Source organism: Bacillus sp. PK6-026 (genome assembly GCF_054161455.1).
Window position 1 is genome coordinate 1,176,593 of sequence record NZ_CP096418.1, and the last position, 17,498, is coordinate 1,194,090.

10 protein-coding genes are annotated in these 17,498 nt (G+C 49.1%); 6 read left to right on the plus strand and 4 right to left on the minus strand.

What is annotated here, in order from left to right; translation table 11 throughout:
- Positions 1-7 precede the first annotated feature (7 nt).
- From M1D59_RS05935 to M1D59_RS05950, 4 genes are all read right to left on the minus strand, one after another.
- Positions 8-1,243: a cell wall-binding repeat-containing protein gene (locus M1D59_RS05935; protein ID WP_458117871.1), complete on the minus strand. Its 1,236-nt coding sequence runs from the start codon at positions 1,241-1,243 to the stop codon at positions 8-10.
- An 83-nt stretch (positions 1,244-1,326) separates the two neighbouring features.
- Positions 1,327-2,694 (minus strand): sensor histidine kinase, encoded by a 1,368-nt coding sequence (locus tag M1D59_RS05940; protein ID WP_224145926.1) that lies wholly within the window; start codon positions 2,692-2,694, stop codon positions 1,327-1,329.
- A complete protein-coding gene (locus M1D59_RS05945; RefSeq protein ID WP_043054576.1) occupies positions 2,691-3,332 on the minus strand; it encodes a response regulator transcription factor in 642 nt (213 codons plus the stop codon). Before M1D59_RS05945 ends, M1D59_RS05940 begins: the two co-directional genes overlap by 4 nt.
- Before the next feature lie 113 nt (positions 3,333-3,445).
- The gene (locus M1D59_RS05950) at positions 3,446-3,886 is read right to left on the minus strand and encodes a ferritin-like domain-containing protein (RefSeq protein WP_025811702.1); all 441 of its coding nucleotides are present in this window, start codon (positions 3,884-3,886) and stop codon (positions 3,446-3,448) included.
- Between the two features lie 238 nt (positions 3,887-4,124).
- Between M1D59_RS05950 and modA the strand changes: the two genes are divergently transcribed.
- The 6 genes from modA to sbcC all read left to right on the plus strand — a co-directional run bounded on the left by modA (position 4,125) and on the right by sbcC (position 17,473).
- A complete protein-coding gene (modA, locus tag M1D59_RS05955; RefSeq protein WP_043054577.1) occupies positions 4,125-4,883 on the plus strand; it encodes a molybdate ABC transporter substrate-binding protein in 759 nt (252 codons plus the stop codon).
- Between the two features lie 8 nt (positions 4,884-4,891).
- Complete coding sequence (gene modB, locus M1D59_RS05960; protein ID WP_025811698.1) at positions 4,892-5,548, plus strand: molybdate ABC transporter permease subunit; 657 nt, start codon at positions 4,892-4,894, stop codon at positions 5,546-5,548.
- 109 nt (positions 5,549-5,657) lie between these two features.
- Complete coding sequence (gene addB / locus M1D59_RS05965; protein ID WP_458117872.1) at positions 5,658-9,158, plus strand: helicase-exonuclease AddAB subunit AddB; 3,501 nt, start codon at positions 5,658-5,660, stop codon at positions 9,156-9,158.
- On the plus strand, positions 9,145-12,837 hold the full coding sequence (addA, locus tag M1D59_RS05970; protein ID WP_458117873.1) for a helicase-exonuclease AddAB subunit AddA: 3,693 nt from the start codon (positions 9,145-9,147) through the stop codon (positions 12,835-12,837). Before addB ends, addA begins: the two co-directional genes overlap by 14 nt.
- A gap of 65 nt (positions 12,838-12,902) precedes the next feature.
- On the plus strand, positions 12,903-14,084 hold the full coding sequence (sbcD, locus tag M1D59_RS05975) for an exonuclease subunit SbcD (RefSeq protein ID WP_458117874.1): 1,182 nt from the start codon (positions 12,903-12,905) through the stop codon (positions 14,082-14,084).
- A complete protein-coding gene (gene sbcC / locus M1D59_RS05980) occupies positions 14,081-17,473 on the plus strand; it encodes an exonuclease subunit SbcC (RefSeq protein ID WP_145624383.1) in 3,393 nt (1,130 codons plus the stop codon). The genes sbcD and sbcC overlap by 4 nt, the downstream gene beginning before the upstream one ends.
- Positions 17,474-17,498: the final 25 nt, after the last annotated feature.

Below are 17,498 nucleotides of genomic sequence, written 5' to 3' on the forward strand. Positions count from 1 at the left end.
GTGTTTCTTAATGACCGGAATGTCCTCCATCCACTGACTTAATTTCCAATATGTCATCAAGAACGCCTTGCGTTCGAAATGAAATCTCATTTTCTGATCCGAGAATGAATGCATGGTTATAAGGGCCGTCCTGCGGTCTGTCCCGAAAAGAAGGCTCGATCTCGGATAAATAGCTGTACATCGTACTGTCTGCCTGTCCATTTTTGAGTAAAAGCAGAGGAGCGTGTTTTCCCAAATGGGAAAATGGCGCTCCGGCAAGCGCCAGCTCGGGCGCGGCCGTTGATGCGAAGGACAGTCCGTGTCCCGGATCTGTGATTCCCCACCCAAAACCGGTGTTTTTATCGCTGAATTTCGCAAACGCAATCGAATTTGCGACAGGCGTATCTCCGGAAATTCTTTTGACTGTTCCATATTCCTTTAATGCATCCTCCGTTTTTTCTGAAACGGCTTTTTTAGGGCCGAGAATATAGATGTTTGCTTTGCCGTCCCTTTTCTTTAATGCTGCGGCCGTCTCTTCGGGAATGCCTTTTTTGTTCACGTACAGGATCGGCTCAGGCATGTGGGCGATCCAGTTTACAGCCGGGAGCGAATAAAGTTCCGCATCTTCCTCGGATGATCCGATGATAACGCTTTTCGGATACTCATCGGCTGCATCCGCGTATTCTTTGTCAATCTCTTTTGCCAGATCAGCCTCGTTCTTCCCTTTCAGCTCTTTTATTTTAAAAGAGTTCAAAGCTTGAAGTGAATCGAATTCTCCGACAGCCATGATTTGCGTTCCGTCTGAAGTGCCCGTCGGGTTCAAGCGCTTGATTTCATTCTGAATCTGCCCGGAGATTTTCCCTTTTTCCGCGATTAAAACAGGTCCGTTATTCGGGTGATGGATCAGATCAGCTGATGCAAGAGCTGCCTGCCATGATCCGCCCGAAACTAAAATCACTGCGCCCGGCCTGTTTTGTTTATGAGTGGCCGGCCATATCGTTTGAGAGGTTTTGATGCTCATTTCTTCCGGTGTATTCGCGTCAAGTCTTGTCGTGTTCTTTGTGTTTTTCACCAGAAGCCCTTCTTCCGCCCGCTTATTGAAATCATTCGGAAGAGAAACGGCGTCTTTTTCTTTCATCTCCGAATGATTCTTCGTATGATGCTCCTTATGTCCGTCCGTGTTTCCCGAGCCGGAATTTTGGCATGCTACGAGCGGAAGCGCGGAAACAAGCATGACAAAAAGTAAACCGGATTTCAATTTCATGGTGTTTTCCTCCTTTTTGGTCCAGATTACTGAGTAGTATACCCGGGAAATGTGCAAAACTGGTGCAGACATCTCGACATTTGTTACATATTAGAAGGCAGCGTGATGATAAATTCGCTTCCTTTCGGGGTTCTGTTTTTTACTGCAATCTGACCGCCGTGAAGCTCGACGATTTCTTTCGCGATGGCCAGGCCCAGCCCGGTACCGCCGGTTTGTCTCGATCTCGACTTATCGACCCGGTAAAAGCGCTCAAAAATATAATCCCGTTCTTCTTCCGGAATGCCGCAGCCTTCGTCCGCTATCGTAATCTTGACCTGATCCTCTGCTTTTGTTGCGGTGACGGACGCTGTTGAATCAGGATCGGAGTATTGGCGGGCGTTGTTCAGCAAATTTGAGATCACTTGTGAAAAACGGACTTCATCGACTGAGACATAAAGATCCGCCGGGATGTCGAACGAAAGGCTGATTCGTTTTTCCGAAAAAGCGACCGCCGCTTTCTGAACTTCTTTTTTTATGAATGTGTGCAGGTGAACCTGTTTCTTACTGATTTGAAATCCGGGCTGTTTCAGTTTTGTCAGCAAAAATAAATCGTCAACAAGGGTGTTTAAATTGTCCGCTTCCTCTTTGATGATCGACAAGTACTGATTTCTGGCTTGTGGATCGAGTTTATCTCTCATCGCGACATCTGTGTAGCCTTTTATATATGTGATCGGAGTCCGCAGCTCATGAGCGACGCTTGACAGAAAATCGTTTCGTTCTTTTTGAAGCCTGCTGAGATTCGAAGAAAGGCTTTCGATTGATGCGGCGAGCTCGCCGAGTTCATCGTTCCGTTTGATATCAAGCGGAATCGAAGCTTGACCGTTTTTGATACTTTCGGTTGCTTCCTTCAGTTTAATAATCGGCTTCGCTAATACACGGCTGAACCAAAGAATAGCTGCGGCAGTTAAGACGCCGGTTAAGCCAAAGCTGAGGAAAAACCGCTTCGTAATGCTTGCCACCAAGGCTTTTATCGAGGAGGTCTCCAAATACATGAAGACGTAGCCGGCCGTTTCCCGTCCGTTCATGATCGGACTGATCGTACAAATATACTTTGATGTATTCCAATGGGACGATAAAGCGGTCCCTTTCCTCGGGATGTGTTTTTCTTCGAAATGAAGGTGTTCCGTCATGTCTCCCCGGGCAGACTGCGCCAATACGCGTCTATTTTGGTCCGTTATGATTACGTTTGTCCGGGCTTCGGTTTCCATCAGGGTGACGTGGTCTATCGTCCTTTTGTCAAAATGTTTTTCGAGGACGTCTCTGTGGCTGTTGCCCCTTAGTTGGAGCGCGCGGATTTCTTCGTTTATTCTTGTGTTGATAATCGTTGTATACAGCGCCGCAAAAAGGATGGTTTCGATGAAAAGGATTAAAATGAAAAATGAACCTGCGAGCTTAAATGAAATCTTTTTCATGCTCCGGTTCCTTTGCTTGTCCATTTGTAGCCGACGCCGTAGACGGTCCGGAGATGATCTTCAACCGGAAAGCCAGCTTTTTTCAATCGGTTTCGCAAATTTCTCATGTGTGAATCGATGGTGCGGGGCTCGATATCAGAGTTGAACCCCCAGATGTTCTCAATCAATTGGTCTCTCGAAAGCGCTTGATCCGTGTGGTTTAAGAGCGTCCCGAGCAGATCGAATTCACTTGGCGTAATGCCGATTTCCCGTTGATTGACATGCAGGGTATGATGCTGTTTATTCCAGATTAAACCGCGGAACCGGATTTCATGAAACCGACGGGTCCTGCGCAGGACAGCTTCTATTCTGGCAAGCAGCACTTTTTCGCTGAACGGTTTTGTTAAATAATCGTCTGCGCCGCAATTCAATCCGCGCACAATGTCATCCTGCCCATTTTTGGCGGTGAGCATGATAATCGGAACGCTTGTCAATCTGCGGATCTCTTGGCACACCATCCATCCGTCCATCTCAGGCATCATAATATCGAGAATAACAAGATCAAAATTGTTCATTTTTATTAAATCCAGGGCTTCTTTTCCGGTGGCGGCTTTTGTGCACGAATAATGTTCTAAATAAAGCTCCAGCAGATCGAGCATCCGGATTTCATCATCGACAAGCAGCACGTTCAATGTTTTAGCACCTCTTTAGTCAAAATAAAAGTCCGCTATTTTAAAAATATACCCTATAAGGGTATATTGATCAAGGCGGATCATCTCTTTGTTAAGAAGTATAAAAACCAGACTGCATGGTTTTGTTCGTCAGCTGCCGCCCGCTTGAACGCCTCCCGTATCGCCCGGTCTTTCACATAGTCTGCGATGTCCAAATAAAAATCAACCGTTTCCTGTTCGTCTTTAAATGCGAACTCCAGCGCGTTTCGATACTGTTCCGGACAAGGCTCAGTTATGGAAATGTCAGGCTTTCGGCCGGTAAGAGACGTATAAAATGTTAGGAACGCATTAAAGTGGCGAATTTCATCTTGTCTGATTTCTAAAATCCGCTTTTTTGTTTCGGAATCCGGCGCCTTTTGGGCGATTTTTTGATAGCAGACGACCGCGCTGTGCTCTCCGTTTACCGCTTTTTCAAGATCCTTGATCAGCCTGTCGTTTTGCCTGGCGGGATAGGCGGGAAGATACGGCTGAACATACCACATTTTTTTCACCTCAACACTTTATATTTGACGTCCTGTCATTATATGTATGTGCTTGCATGCATGTGCCTATGGAAGGTTGAGCCTCGAACATGTGTCAAAATGATGTGCGGTGAGCACAATCTATTTTAAAAAAATGAAGTTTGACGTAAAATGGTTGTTAGTGCCGAATTAATGACATACATATCAAAATGGAGTGAGACTATTGAAAAAGGTAATATTGACGGCCGTGGCTTTATTGATGTCGGTTGTTTTGTTCGCCGGCTGCCAGGCGGAAAAAGGGGGATCAGCCAAGGGGAAGTCTGAAAAAGTTCAAATTACGGTTTCCGCGGCTGCGAGTCTCAAAGATGTATTAGCGGAACTTTCCTCCGTATATGAGAAAGATCATCCGAATGTCTCCATAAAGTTTAATTTTGGTTCATCGGGTGCATTGCAGCAGCAGATCGAACAGGGCGCTCCGGCTGACTTGTTTTTTTCTGCCGCCGAGGACAAATTTAATAGAGTAGTTAATCAGGGGTTAATTGACAAAAAAGACTCTGTCAAGCTGGTCGAAAACAGTCTGGTGCTGATCGTTCCGAAAGGGAAAAATCAGCATGTCAACAGCTTCAAAGATTTGGCGGAGGGCAAAATTGAAAAACTTGCGGTCGGCAAACCCGAATCAGTGCCAGCCGGAAAATACGCAAAAGAAACGTTGACGAACCTTGACGTATGGTCTAAAGTGCAATCTAAAATCGTCTACTGCAAAGATGTAAGGCAGGTCCTTTCTTATATCGAAACAGGCAACGCGGATGCCGGAATCGTTTACCGGACGGACGCCCTTTCATCAGATCAGGTCGAGACTGTCGAGACGGCGAAAAGCGATCTGCATACACCGATTGTCTACCCGCTCGGAATTGTAAAAAATACAAAGCACAGGGAACAGTCTGAGGAATTTTATCAATTCCTGCAAAGCGACCAAGCCGTTAAGGCAATGGAAAAGTACGGATTTAAGAAGGGCTGACCGCCGTTATGCTTGAGGAATTCTTTTCCCCGATTGAAATTTCAATTCAAGTATCAGTCGCAGCGGGCATCATCGCAGTTTTGCTTGGAACTGCTGCGGCGAGGCTCCTGGCGAACAGAAACTTTAAAGGCAAGTCCGTTATCGAGACGGTAATGATGCTACCGCTCGTTCTGCCGCCGACCGTTGTCGGATTCTTTTTAATCGTGATCTTCGGAAGGCAGAGCGTGATCGGACGCTTGATAGAAAACGTATTTCAAGCACCGGTTATTTTTACCTGGTGGGCAGCCGTGATCGCTGCTGCGGTTGTCGCGTTCCCGTTAATGTATCAGTCAGCAAAATCAGGATTTTCGGGTGTCGACCGCGATATCGAGGATGCCGCGAGGGTTGATGGAGCAAGCGAGTGGAGGGTGTTCCTCTTTGTCACCGTTCCCCTCGCATCAAATGGAATCATGACGGGGATTGTGCTCAGCTTTGCGAGGGCGCTTGGCGAGTTTGGCGCAACGCTGATGTTTGCGGGTATCATCCCGGGGGTGACGCAGACGGTGCCTACGGCGATATACTTGGCGATCGATTCGGGAAATATGACGCTGGCATGGATGTGGGTCGCCTCTATCGCGATCATCTCGTTTTTGATGCTGTTTTTTGTGCAGTTCAAGCAAAAATAGCCGTATGGGGTGCAAGTGCCCATACGGTTTTTTCCCAGTTTTGGAGAATGGTTATTTTGCAGATGTTTCGATAGAATAAAGAGTAAGAAACAGAAAGGAGACGAGCTTAGTGGGAGCAGTATTTTTATCAGGCAGATCCGGGAGTGGGAAAACGACCTTTATCCTGAATGAAATCAGAGAAAAACTTCGCGATGAACCGCTCGGAAAACCGATCATTTTTCTAGTCCCGGATCAAATGACGTTTTTAATGGAATACGAGCTTAGCAAAACACCCGATTTGGGCGGAACTATCCGCGCCCAAGTGTACAGTTTTTCAAGGCTTGCCTGGCGAGTGCTCCAGCATACCGGAGGCATGAATCGGCCGTTTTTGACGGGGACGGGCATTCAGATGCTGCTGCGGAGACTGATTGAAGAGCATAAGGGCGAGTTTAAAGTCTATCAAAACGCAAGCGATAAAAGCGGATTTACGGAGCAGGTGGAACGGATGCTGACCGAATTTAAACGGCATTGTCTGCAGCCTGAAAGCATCCGGGACATGATAGAGGGGACGGGCAAATCGGAATACGAAGATGAACGGATCCTTTCCGATAAATTGCACGACTTATATATTTTATACAGCAAGCTTGAGGAAAATCTGGAGAATCAATATGTTCAATCTGAGGATTATTTGACGCTTTTGGCCGAGCAGATTCCGTATGCGGATGAGATTAGAAACGCTGCCGTTTACGTGGACGGATTTCACCAATTTACGCCACAGGAGATGAACGTGCTGGAACAGCTGATGGTACATGCGGAGGAGATCACTTTTTCGCTGACGGCGGATCAGCCGTTTACGGCCAACAGCCCGAATGAGCTCCATCTGTTCAGAATGACCGGGAAGGCGTACTATGACCTTTACCAGAAGGCGAAGGAACTTGGCCTTGATCCGTCAGAAGTGCGGCTGGAAGAAACGAAACGGCACCAGCAACATTCGGAGCTCCGGCACCTTGAACGCTATTTTGACGAGCGCTCTGCAAAACCGTATCGCGGACGGACGGAATCGCTCCGCATCATGCAGGCGTCGAACAGAAGAACCGAGATTGAAGGAATTGCGCGCGAGATTCATTCTTTAATTCGCCAGGGCCGCTTCAGGCTTAGGGATATCGCCGTTATTGCCCGCAATGTTGAAGATTATAAAGATACGATAAAAGAAGTTTTTAAAGACTGTGAACTTCCTTTTTTCATAGACGGCAAGGAATCGATGCAAAATCATCCGCTCATTGAGCTGATCCGTTCGACGCTTGATATCATTAAAGGAAACTGGCGGTATGAAGCGGTGTTCCGCTGTGTCAAAACGGAACTTTTATTCCCGGAAGGACAGCCGAAGGAACGGCTGCGCGAACAGATTGACCAGCTTGAAAACTACTGTATTGCGTATGGCATTAAAGGAGACAGATGGACAAGCAAAGATCCGTTTGTTTACAGAAGGTACGCTTCACTGGATGAGGATTTTGCCAAGACAGACAAAGAGATTGAAACGGAAAATATGCTCAATGAACTAAAGGGCTGGATCGTTCCACCGATCCACAGGCTGCAGAAGCGCTTGAAAAAAGCTGAAACCGTCAGGGAAATGGCCGAAGCCGTTTACCTTTATCTTGAAGAAGCCGATGTTCCGATGAAGCTTGAACAGGAAAGGCGGCTGGCCGAAGAAAGCGGTAGGATTGCAGAGTCGCGCCAGCATGAGCAAGTATGGGATGCCGTTATTCAACTGTTGGACGAGTTTGTTGAAATGATGGGCACAGAGCGGATATCGTTTGCTTTATTTCAGCAAATGATTGAAACCGGCTTGGAGTCTTTGAAATTCGCGCTGATTCCGCCCGCTCTTGATCAAGTGTTTATCGGCAATATGGACCTTTCAAGGATGTACGGCACGAAATGCACATTTCTCATCGGTGTAAACGACGGTATACTTCCGGCGAGGCCTGCGGACGACGGCGTGCTTTCAGACGATGACCGGGAGTGGCTGAAACGAAACGGCGCACAGCTGGCTGCGACGGGTCGAGAGCAGCTCTTGGATGAGAATTTTCTGATCTACATGACGCTTTCCAGCCCGTCTGAAAAGCTCTATGTCTCCTATCCGATCGCAGATTCGGAAGGGAAGACGCTGCTTCCTTCAACAGTAGTGAAACGGCTGAATGAGCTGTTCCCGGACGGCGAAGAGAAGATGCTGATTCATGAACCCGAGCAGCTGGACGACGAAGCCCAGCTTGAATTTCTCGTGAATAAAGGCGCCGCCTTGAGCCATTTGGCAGGACAGCTCGGCATTTGGACGAGGCAGTATGCGATCAGCGATGTATGGTGGAGTACATACAACTTTTTAATGAATGAGCCTGACCGCATCTTTTCTCAAAATATCCTGTCCAGCCTGTTTTTCAGAAACAAGGTCGAAAACTTGAACCGGCATGTGAGCCGCGATTTATATGGGGAGCACATTCAGGGAAGCGTGTCGCGGATGGAGACGTTCAAAGCCTGTCCGTTTTCCCATTTTGCTTCGCACGGTTTAAAGCTGAAGGAACGTCAATTTTTCAAGCTTGAAGCTCCGGATATCGGTCAGCTGTTCCACTCGGCGCTGAAGCTGATTTCAGATCGGCTTCACGAGCTTAAACTGGATTGGCGCGACTTAACGAAAGCCCAATGCGAGACTTTGTCAAGCGATGCAGTTGAACGGCTCGCGCCAAAGCTGCAAAAAGAGATTTTGCTCAGTTCGAACCGTCATCATTACGTGAAGCAGAAGCTGCAAAAAATCATTGCCAGGGTATCGGGCATTTTAAGCGAGCATGCAAAAGCAAGCGGGTTTGCCCCCGTCGGCATCGAGCTCGGATTCGGGGGGAAAGGTCCGCTTCCTCCAATGCGTTTTACCTTGAAGAACGGCTGCACAATGGAGCTTGTCGGCCGGATCGACAGAGTGGATAAAGCGGAGAGCTCAAAAGGGCTGCTGCTTAGGATTGTCGACTATAAATCAAGCGATAAAGGCCTCGATTTGGCCGAGGTGTATTACGGCCTCGCCCTGCAAATGCTGACATATCTCGATTTGTCGATCACACATTCAACCGATTGGCTCGGCATGAAGGCATCTCCTGCAGGCGTGCTTTATTTTCATGTGCACGATCCGATGATCCAGGCTTCGGTGCCGCTCGGCCTTGATGAAATAGAAAAAGAGATTTTCAAAAAGTTCAAGATGAAAGGGCTGCTCTTGGGAGACCAGGAAGCGGTCAAGCTGATGGATACCACGCTGGAACAAGGCAGGTCGAACATGATCAGCGCAGGCTTAAAAAAAGACGGCTCGCTCCGTTCGGATTCTGACGTTATTGCAGAAGAGGATTTTCATGTATTAAGGCGCCATATCCGCCGGACATTTCAGAAGGCCGGTGAGGAGATCACAGACGGTAAAGTGTCGATCGAGCCTTACAAGCTAAAAGACCGGACACCGTGCACATATTGTTCGTACCGGTCATTCTGCCAGTTTGACGAATCGCTTGAGGAAAACGAATACCGGATATTAAAACCCGAAAAAGACAACGTGATTTTGGAGCGGCTGAAAAAGGAGGATGAGACAGATGGAGATTTCTAAACCGAAGGGCAGCAATTGGACTGATGACCAATGGAAGGCGATCGTCTCATCCGGCCGGGACATTTTAGTTGCGGCAGCGGCCGGCTCCGGAAAAACGGCCGTGCTGGTTGAGCGGATCATTCGGAAAATAACGGATCAGGAACATCCCGTAGATGTCGACAGGCTGCTTGTCGTCACCTTTACGAATGCATCTGCGGCTGAAATGAAGCACAGGATCGGCGAAGCGCTCGAAAAAGAGCTTGCCGAAAATCCGGGATCGCTTCATTTGCGCAGACAGCTTGCTTTATTAAACAAAGCGAGCATATCAACATTGCACTCATTCTGTCTTCAAGTCATCCGCAAATACTATTATTTGATCGATGTTGATCCGGCTTTCCGGATCGCCGATCAGACGGAAGGCGAGCTGCTTGGCGATGAGGTGCTGGACGAGCTGTTTGAAGAAGAATACAAAAAGCAAGATCCGGCTTTTTTTGAACTTGTGGACAGATATACGACAGACCGTCATGACCTCGATTTGCAGCATCTCGTCAAGCGGGTCTACGAGTTTTCCCGTTCGCATCCCGATCCGGAAGGCTGGCTTCACACGTTTGTTGATCTGTATGACGCGGCTTCGGATACGAAAGTTGAGGCTCTGCCGTTTTATTCTTACATTAAAGAAGACATCGCACTCGTTCTGGAGGGGATGCGGCAAAAGCTGACGCGTGCGCTTGATTTGACAAAGCAGCCAGGGGGGCCTGCGCCGCGCGCCGAAAATTTCCTCGATGATTTAGCGCAGATTGACAGGCTGATTCAGCAGCAGAATGATTTTTCGGCTCTGTACGAGCTTGTACCGGCCGTTTCGTTTCAAAGATTGAAGCCGTGCAAAGGAGATGCGTACGATCCTCGATTGGTTGATGAGGCCGCAGATCTCCGCAACAGCGCGAAAAAGCAACTTGAAAAGCTGAAAAGCGATTATTTTACGCGAACTCCCGAGCAGCACCTTGAGAGCTTGAGGGAAATGAAGCCGGTCATTCAGACGCTCGTCCAGCTCGTGTTGGAGTATGGCAAGCGGTTTGCGGTCGCGAAAAAGGAAAAAGCGATCGTCGATTTCTCAGACCTTGAACACGACTGCCTTGCGATTTTATCCGGGAAAAACCAAGCCGGCGAAGCCGTGCCGAGCGAAGCGGCGAAGTTTTACCGCCATCAGTTCCATGAAGTGCTTGTTGATGAATATCAGGATACGAACTTGGTCCAGGAAGCGATTTTAAAGCTCGTCGCCAAAGAGGAGCATGAGGGGAACCTGTTTATGGTGGGCGATGTCAAGCAGTCGATTTACCGGTTCCGCCTGGCAGAACCGCTTTTGTTCCTTTCGAAATATAAACGCTTTACAGACGATGGCTCGGGTTCCGGTCAAAAAATCGATTTAAATAAAAACTTCAGAAGCCGTTCAGATATTTTGGACAGCACGAACTTTTTATTCAAGCAGCTCATGGGAGAAAAGGTCGGGGAAGTCGAATATGACGAACAGGCCGAATTGAAGCTTGGCGCGTCTTATCCGTCGAACGAAGCGACAAAAACGGAGCTTCTGCTCATCGAAAACCAGAGCGGCGCGCAGGATGAAGAGGCTGAAGAGCTTGAGGCGGTCCAGCTTGAAGCAAGAGCGATGGCCGGACAAATCCGCAGGCTGATAACAGAAAAATTTCAAGTATATGATGCCAAAGCGAAAGCGTCACGGAACATCCAGTACCGTGATATCGTGGTGCTTTTGCGGTCGATGCCTTGGGCGCCGCAAATTATGGACGAGTTTAAACAGCAGGGGATCCCGGTATACGCGAACCTCTCAACGGGTTATTTTGAAGCGACAGAAGTATCGGTCACACTGTCTTTATTAAAAATCATCGATAATGCTTATCAGGACATCCCGCTTGCGTCCGTTCTCAGATCGCCTGTTGTAGGTCTTGACGAAAATGAGCTTTCCTTGATCAGAATCAAGGATAAAAAAGCGCCGTTTTACGAAGCGATGAAAGCATACCTTGCTGCAGCAGATGGCGATGAGAGGCTCAGCGAAAAGCTTCGCCGCTTTGACGCCCTGCTCAAAAAGTGGAGAGCGTATGCGAAAAACCACTCTGTGGCAGAGCTGATCTGGGAAATCTACCGGGATACGAAGTATTTGGATTATGTCGGCGGAATGCCGGGCGGAAAACAGCGGCAGGCCAATTTGCGCGCGCTTTACGACAGGGCAAGATCCTATGAAGCGACATCGTTCCGCGGTTTGTTCCGCTTTTTAAGGTTTATTGAGCGGATGCAGGAGCGGGGTGATGATCTCGGAACGGCAAGAGCTCTGAGCGAACAGGAAGACGTTGTTCGGCTGATGACGATCCACTCAAGCAAAGGGCTTGAATTTCCTGTCGTATTTACCGCCGGTCTCGGACGGAATTTTAATATGATGGACTTGAACAAGTCTTATCTGCTGGATAAAGAACTCGGTTTCGGAACGAAGTTTATTCATCCGAAGTGGCGGATCAGCTATCCGACGCTGCCGCTGATCGCGATGAAGAAAAAGCTCCGCCGCGAGCTTTTATCAGAGGAGCTGCGCGTCTTGTATGTCGCTCTTACCCGGGCCAAGGAAAAGTTGTACCTGGTCGGGACGGCGAAGGATAAAGAAAAGCTGCTTGCCGACTGGCGGTCACAAGCGGCGGGGTCTGAGTGGCTGCTTCCGGATTATGAACGGTTTCAGGCGAAATCTTACCTGGATTTCATCGGACCTGCTTTGATGAGACACAGAGATATGGATGAATCCGGCGCGCCGCTGGTGATTGATGAGATCCGTGAACATCCGGCGCGCTTTCAGGTCAGCTGGCTGTCGGCCGCGGATCTTCAAGCAGAAGATATTGATCAGGCCGGTGAAGAAAGACACGGCCGGCTCTCCCAAATTCAAATGGGGCTTCCGATCGATGGTTCGTTTGAGTATGAGCAACAAGTCAGAGAAAGGCTGACATGGTCATATCCATACAAAGACGCCGCCAAAGTCCGAACAAAACAGTCTGTCTCAGAAATGAAAAGGCAGAAGGAGTATGAGGATGAGTACGGCGACCGCTCGCTGATTCGACCAACCAAGGATGCTCTCCTGTTTAAACGGCCGTCCTTTATGATGGCAAAAGGCCTGACCGCGGCCGAACGAGGGACGGCGATGCACACCGTCATGCAGCATATTCCGCTGACCCGTGCGCTTGAAATGAATGAGCTCAGCCGCCTCCTAGACAGGCTTGTTGAGAAAGAGCTATTAACAGAAGACCAGCGGGCAGCGATTGAGGAAGACGATATTCTCGCATTCTTTGATACGGAAATCGGACAAAAGCTTCTCGGCGCCCGCCGCGTCGAACGGGAAGTTCCCTTTAACATGACGCTGTCTGCCAAAGAGGTTTATCCTGGTCTTGAGTCAGCCGACGAACCTGTATTGATACAGGGAATTATCGATTGTTTATTCGAGACGGAGGACGGTTTTTACCTTCTTGATTACAAAACCGACCGGATACACGGAAAGTACCGAAACGGATTCGAAGGGGCTGAACCGATTTTAAGGAAGCGTTACGAAACACAAATTCAGCTTTATGCACGAGCCGTTGAAACGATGATTAAAATGCCGCTCAAAGGGCGTGCACTGTACTTTTTTGACGGAGGACATGTGCTCTTATTTTAATATGAAACCGGCGTCCCCCTGACGATTTCGGGGGGAGCTTTAATGAAAAGAGAGGTGAGGCACACATGCGAATTTTACATACAGCGGACTGGCATTTGGGAAAAACGCTTGAAGGGAGAAGCCGCCTGAAAGAACAGGCGGACTTTCTTGAAGAGCTCACAAGGATCGTAAAAGATGAAAAGATCGACGCCGTTATCATGGCCGGAGACGCATTTGACACAGTGAATCCGCCTGCACTGGCTGAACAGCTTTTTTATGAAAGCCTCTCCGCCTTGTCTGACAAAGGAAACCGTCCGGTCGTCGTGATTGCCGGCAACCATGATAATCCGGACCGCCTTTCCGCGGCCTCTCCGTTAACGACAGACCATGGCATCCACTTGATCGGGTACCCGAAGACTGAGCCAGTTGATATAGAAGTCGCTTCTAGTGGGGAGATCCTGTCAGTCGCAGCGCTCGCCTATCCTTCCGAGTCCAGACTGAATGAAGTGCTGTCGGAAACATTTGACGAAAAACTGCTGCGCGACCAGTATGATGAGAAAATCAAGCAGACCTTCCAGCGTATGTGCGGCAAGGCGAGAAAGGATGCGGTGCAGATTGCGGCAAGCCATATTTATGTGGCGGGCGGCAGCCAGACGGATTCTGAGCGGCCGATCGAAGTCGGAGGCGCATATACGGTGGCTGCGGAAAGCCTGCCGGAAAACGCCGCCTATGTGGCGCTCGGGCATCTTCATCGCCCGCAGACGATCAAACGGGCCCGCACGCTTGCCAGATATTCAGGTTCACCGCTTGCCTACAGCTTTTCTGAAGCGGGATACGCAAAATCGGTCACCATTGTCGAAGCCGCACCCGGTCAAACGGCATCATGGGAAGAGGTCCATTTGACGAGTGGAAAACCGCTCGTTAAATGGAAGGCGGAAAAAGGGATGTCCCAAGTATACAGCTGGCTGGAGGAAGAGCGGGACAAAAACGCGTGGATCGACCTTGAAATCCATCTGACAGACCAGCTGTCGATTGAAGAAATTCACCGTTTGAGAAAAGCGCATCAAGGCATCATCCATATTCGTCCGGTTTTTGAGGAAGCCGCCCCGGATGAAGAGAAGATCCGGTCCAGAAACGTTCCGATTGAAGAACGGTTTATAGCGTTTTATGAAAGACAAACCGGTGGAGCGGTTCCCGATGAGGAAACCGTCAAACTGTTTCTGGAGCTCGCCGCAGGATCGGAACAGGAAGAGGGTGATGAAACATGAAGCCGATTTCTTTGTCTATTAAGGGGCTGCACAGTTTCAGGCAGGAGCAGGTGATCGATTTTGAGCGCCTGTGCGATGCCGGTGTATTCGGTATCTTCGGGCCGACCGGAAGCGGCAAGTCGTCGATTCTTGACGCGATGACTCTCGCTTTGTACGGGAAGGTGGAGCGGGCCGCCAATAATACGCACGGTATTTTGAATCATGCCGAAGATGAGCTTGCCGTATCGTTTACGTTTAAGCTGCAGACAGGCCATGAGACGGCTTATAAAGTGGAACGGGTCTTTAAGCGGACAGATGCCGTCAAGGTCAAAACATCGATCTGCCGCTTCATTGAAATGAAAGAGGAACAAATCGTTCTGGCCGATAAAGCGAATGAAGTAAACCGGAAAATCGAAGAGCTGTTGGGCTTGACGATCGACGATTTTACAAGGGCAGTCGTCCTGCCGCAAGGTAAATTCGCTGAATTTCTTTCCTTAAAAGGAGCGGAGCGGCGGCAGATGCTTCAGCGCCTGTTCAACCTCGAACAATACGGGGACAGGCTCGTCAAAAAACTGAAGAAACAGGCGCAAACAGCGCAGGCTAGAAAAAATGAGATGCTTGCCGAGCAGGCTGGATTGGGCGATGCGGGGGAAGAGGCGCTGAAACAGGCGGAACAGCATCTCGAAGAAGCTGAAAGCCTTTTGCAAAGCAAGAAGCGCGAACGAGACGCAGAAGCGCAGCGCTTTGCGGAGTATCAGGAGATTTGGAATCTGCAGCAGGAAAAAGAAAGCTATCTGAAAAAAGAGGCGGAGCTTTTAAAGAAACAGGAACAGATTCGGGAAAAAGAAAGCCGCCTGCACCTCGCCGAAACGGCAAATACGCTCAAGCCTTATGCAGACGCCTTGCTGGCAGCGCGGGAAGATGCCGAACGCGCACACCGGGAAGAAAAACAAGCGCGGGAACAATTAGAACAATATGAAGAGCTTCATAAAAAAACAGAGCGCGAGTACGAGGATTTCAGGCGTCTTAAAAATGAAAAGGAACCGGAGCTTCTCAAGCAAGAAGAACAGCTCACCGCTTTGAAGGAAATTGAAAACAAGCGGCTAGCCGCACAGGCCGAGGCCGAGAAGAAGCAGCGCGAACAGCGTTTGAAAGAAGAGGAAATCAAGCATGCGGCAGACGAGCTGGCCAAGGTGAAAAGTCTGCTTGAACGCGGGACAGCCAAGCAGAATCAGCTGAAAGCGGAGCTGAAATCTGTCCAGGTATCTAGCGAAGAGCGTAAAAACTGCCGAAATGCCAATCAGCTTGCTTTTCACATTCAACAGCTTAACAACGATGCCGCTTTAGAAAAGGAACGGCTTGGTCAGCAGGAGACGCTGATTAAAGAGCTCCAGCAAGAACAGCAAGCGGTGGATCAAAAGGTAAAAGCTGAAACCGAACGCATCGAGGCATTGTTTGCCGCTGTCGAACGAGCGTACGCGCTCGTTTGCGAAACAGACAGATCGCTCTCTGAGACCATCCGTGTGGCATCTCAAAAAAAAGAAGAGATTGCGGCAAAACGGGAACAGGCAAACCGTGATCAGCTGGCAATCGAACTGGCAAAGCAGCTCAAAGACGGAGAGCCTTGTCCGGTCTGCGGATCTGTACATCATGAAATGCCCGCCCGCGTCGGCATAGAAAGCCTGTCCTTTAAAGAGGCGGATTCCGAACTGGAGAAAACGGAAGCCATCATCGCTGAAGCCGGTGCGCTGGCTCAGGAGTTTTTCTCGGCCAAAGTGGCACTCGAACAGCAATCCGACCACCTGGTGAGCGAATGCCCGTTTTTAGTCAAGAGCAAACATGAACTGCCTGAAACCGCTGCATCGATAGAAGAAGGCACCATTCCCGAACGGTACAACCGCATCAGCTTTGAATGGAAAGGAATCAGACAGGATCTCGCAGAGACAAAAAGCAGGATGTCCAAGCTCCTTCACACATATAAAGAGCTCTGCAAGAAACGCGACCAAATCAGCGAGCGACTCAGCCATGAAGAAAAGGAGCGTAACAGGCTTCAAAACCGCGTCCGCGAATTAAATGACCAGTTAAATGAACGCGGAAAAAGCTTCGGCGAACAATTCGACGGCCTCTCTTATGAACAGGCTGAAAAATGGCAAAAAACGATTGAAGAAAAAGATCTGGCCGCAGAGGAATTCGAAAAGCGTATCGAAATGAGCGTCGGCTTTCTCACAAAACATGAACAGCAAAAAGAGAAGCTCACCGAGCGCTTGTTTGCGCTTGATAAAGAAAAGCTCGACCTCCGCTATGCAGTTGAAAGCCTTAATAAAGAAATAAACGATTATCAAAAAGAGCTGATGGGCTATCCCGATACAGCTGCGATCGACAAAAAGCTTCAAGACGTGAAAACGCAATTGGCCAAGCTGCATGAGCAGGAACAGACGCTTTACGGACGGCTCAAAGAGACCGAATCCGAAGTCAGCCGTTTAAGAGGACAGACAAAAGGGTGTGAGCTCGCTTTGCGTGAAGCGGAAGCAAGGCTTGCGAAAGCGTCGGACATCTGGCAGGAAAAATCCGGAGGTACACCGTTTGAAAAGGCCTCTGAAGTGAAAGCGAGCATTTTAGACCGCGATGATCTTGCCCGGCTGAAAGAAGACATTCAAATGCATTGGGATCAGACAAAACAGTGCGAGTCCAATATCAAGCGGATTACGGAAAAGCTTGATGGGAGATCGGTTTCTGAGGAGAGTTGGGAAAAAGCCGCCGTCACGAAGGACAAAGCTGAGGAGGCATTCAGCAAAGCCTTGGAAGAAAGGGGCGCGGCCGGCAAAGCTCTCGCCGTCATCCGCGAGAACCATAAAAGGTTTAAGGAACTTGAAGCATCATTGGCTGAATGGCAGACATACATCGACCGTCTTGATAAACTCCAAGCCGTCTTTAAAGGAAACAGCTTTGTTGAATACTTGGCAGAAGAGCAGCTTGAAAGCGTCACAAGAGACGCATCTGCAAGACTCGGCGAACTGACAAGACAGAGGTATGCGATTGAAGTCGACTCAGAAGGCGGTTTTGTGATGAGGGACGATGCCAACGGCGGAGTCAAGCGTCCTGTTACGAGTCTGTCAGGCGGGGAGACGTTTCTGACTTCACTGGCGCTTGCGCTTGCACTTTCGGCACAGATCCAGCTTCGCGGAGAGTATCCGCTCCAATTCTTCTTTTTGGACGAAGGGTTTGGCACGCTTGATCAGGATTTGCTGGATACGGTCGTGACCGCATTGGAGAAGCTTCAGTCTGACAATCTGTCGGTCGGTGTGATCAGCCACGTTCAGGAACTTCGGGCCAGGCTGCCGAAGAAGCTGATTGTCCATCCGGCTGAACCGAGCGGCAAAGGCACAGCTGTATCGCTTGAAATGATTTAACCTGATAACCAAAAAGCAGCCTTCT

What these genes read in the sequence shown, in the direction of transcription:
- sbcC (WP_145624383.1), top strand. Translation starts at nt 14,081, where the DNA reads ATGAAGCCGATTTCTTTGTCTATTAAGGGGCTGCACAGTTTCAGGCAG.
- modA (WP_043054577.1), top strand. Translation starts at nt 4,125, where the DNA reads ATGTCGGTTGTTTTGTTCGCCGGCTGCCAGGCGGAAAAAGGGGGATCA.
- M1D59_RS05945 (WP_043054576.1), bottom strand. Translation starts at nt 3,332, where the DNA reads ATGCTCGATCTGCTGGAGCTTTATTTAGAACATTATTCGTGCACAAAA.
- sbcD (WP_458117874.1), top strand. Translation starts at nt 12,903, where the DNA reads ATGCGAATTTTACATACAGCGGACTGGCATTTGGGAAAAACGCTTGAA.
- M1D59_RS05940 (WP_224145926.1), bottom strand. Translation starts at nt 2,694, where the DNA reads ATGAAAAAGATTTCATTTAAGCTCGCAGGTTCATTTTTCATTTTAATC.
- M1D59_RS05950 (WP_025811702.1), bottom strand. Translation starts at nt 3,886, where the DNA reads ATGTGGTATGTTCAGCCGTATCTTCCCGCCTATCCCGCCAGGCAAAAC.
- modB (WP_025811698.1), top strand. Translation starts at nt 4,892, where the DNA reads ATGCTTGAGGAATTCTTTTCCCCGATTGAAATTTCAATTCAAGTATCA.
- M1D59_RS05935 (WP_458117871.1), bottom strand. Translation starts at nt 1,243, where the DNA reads ATGAAATTGAAATCCGGTTTACTTTTTGTCATGCTTGTTTCCGCGCTT.
- addA (WP_458117873.1), top strand. Translation starts at nt 9,145, where the DNA reads ATGGAGATTTCTAAACCGAAGGGCAGCAATTGGACTGATGACCAATGG.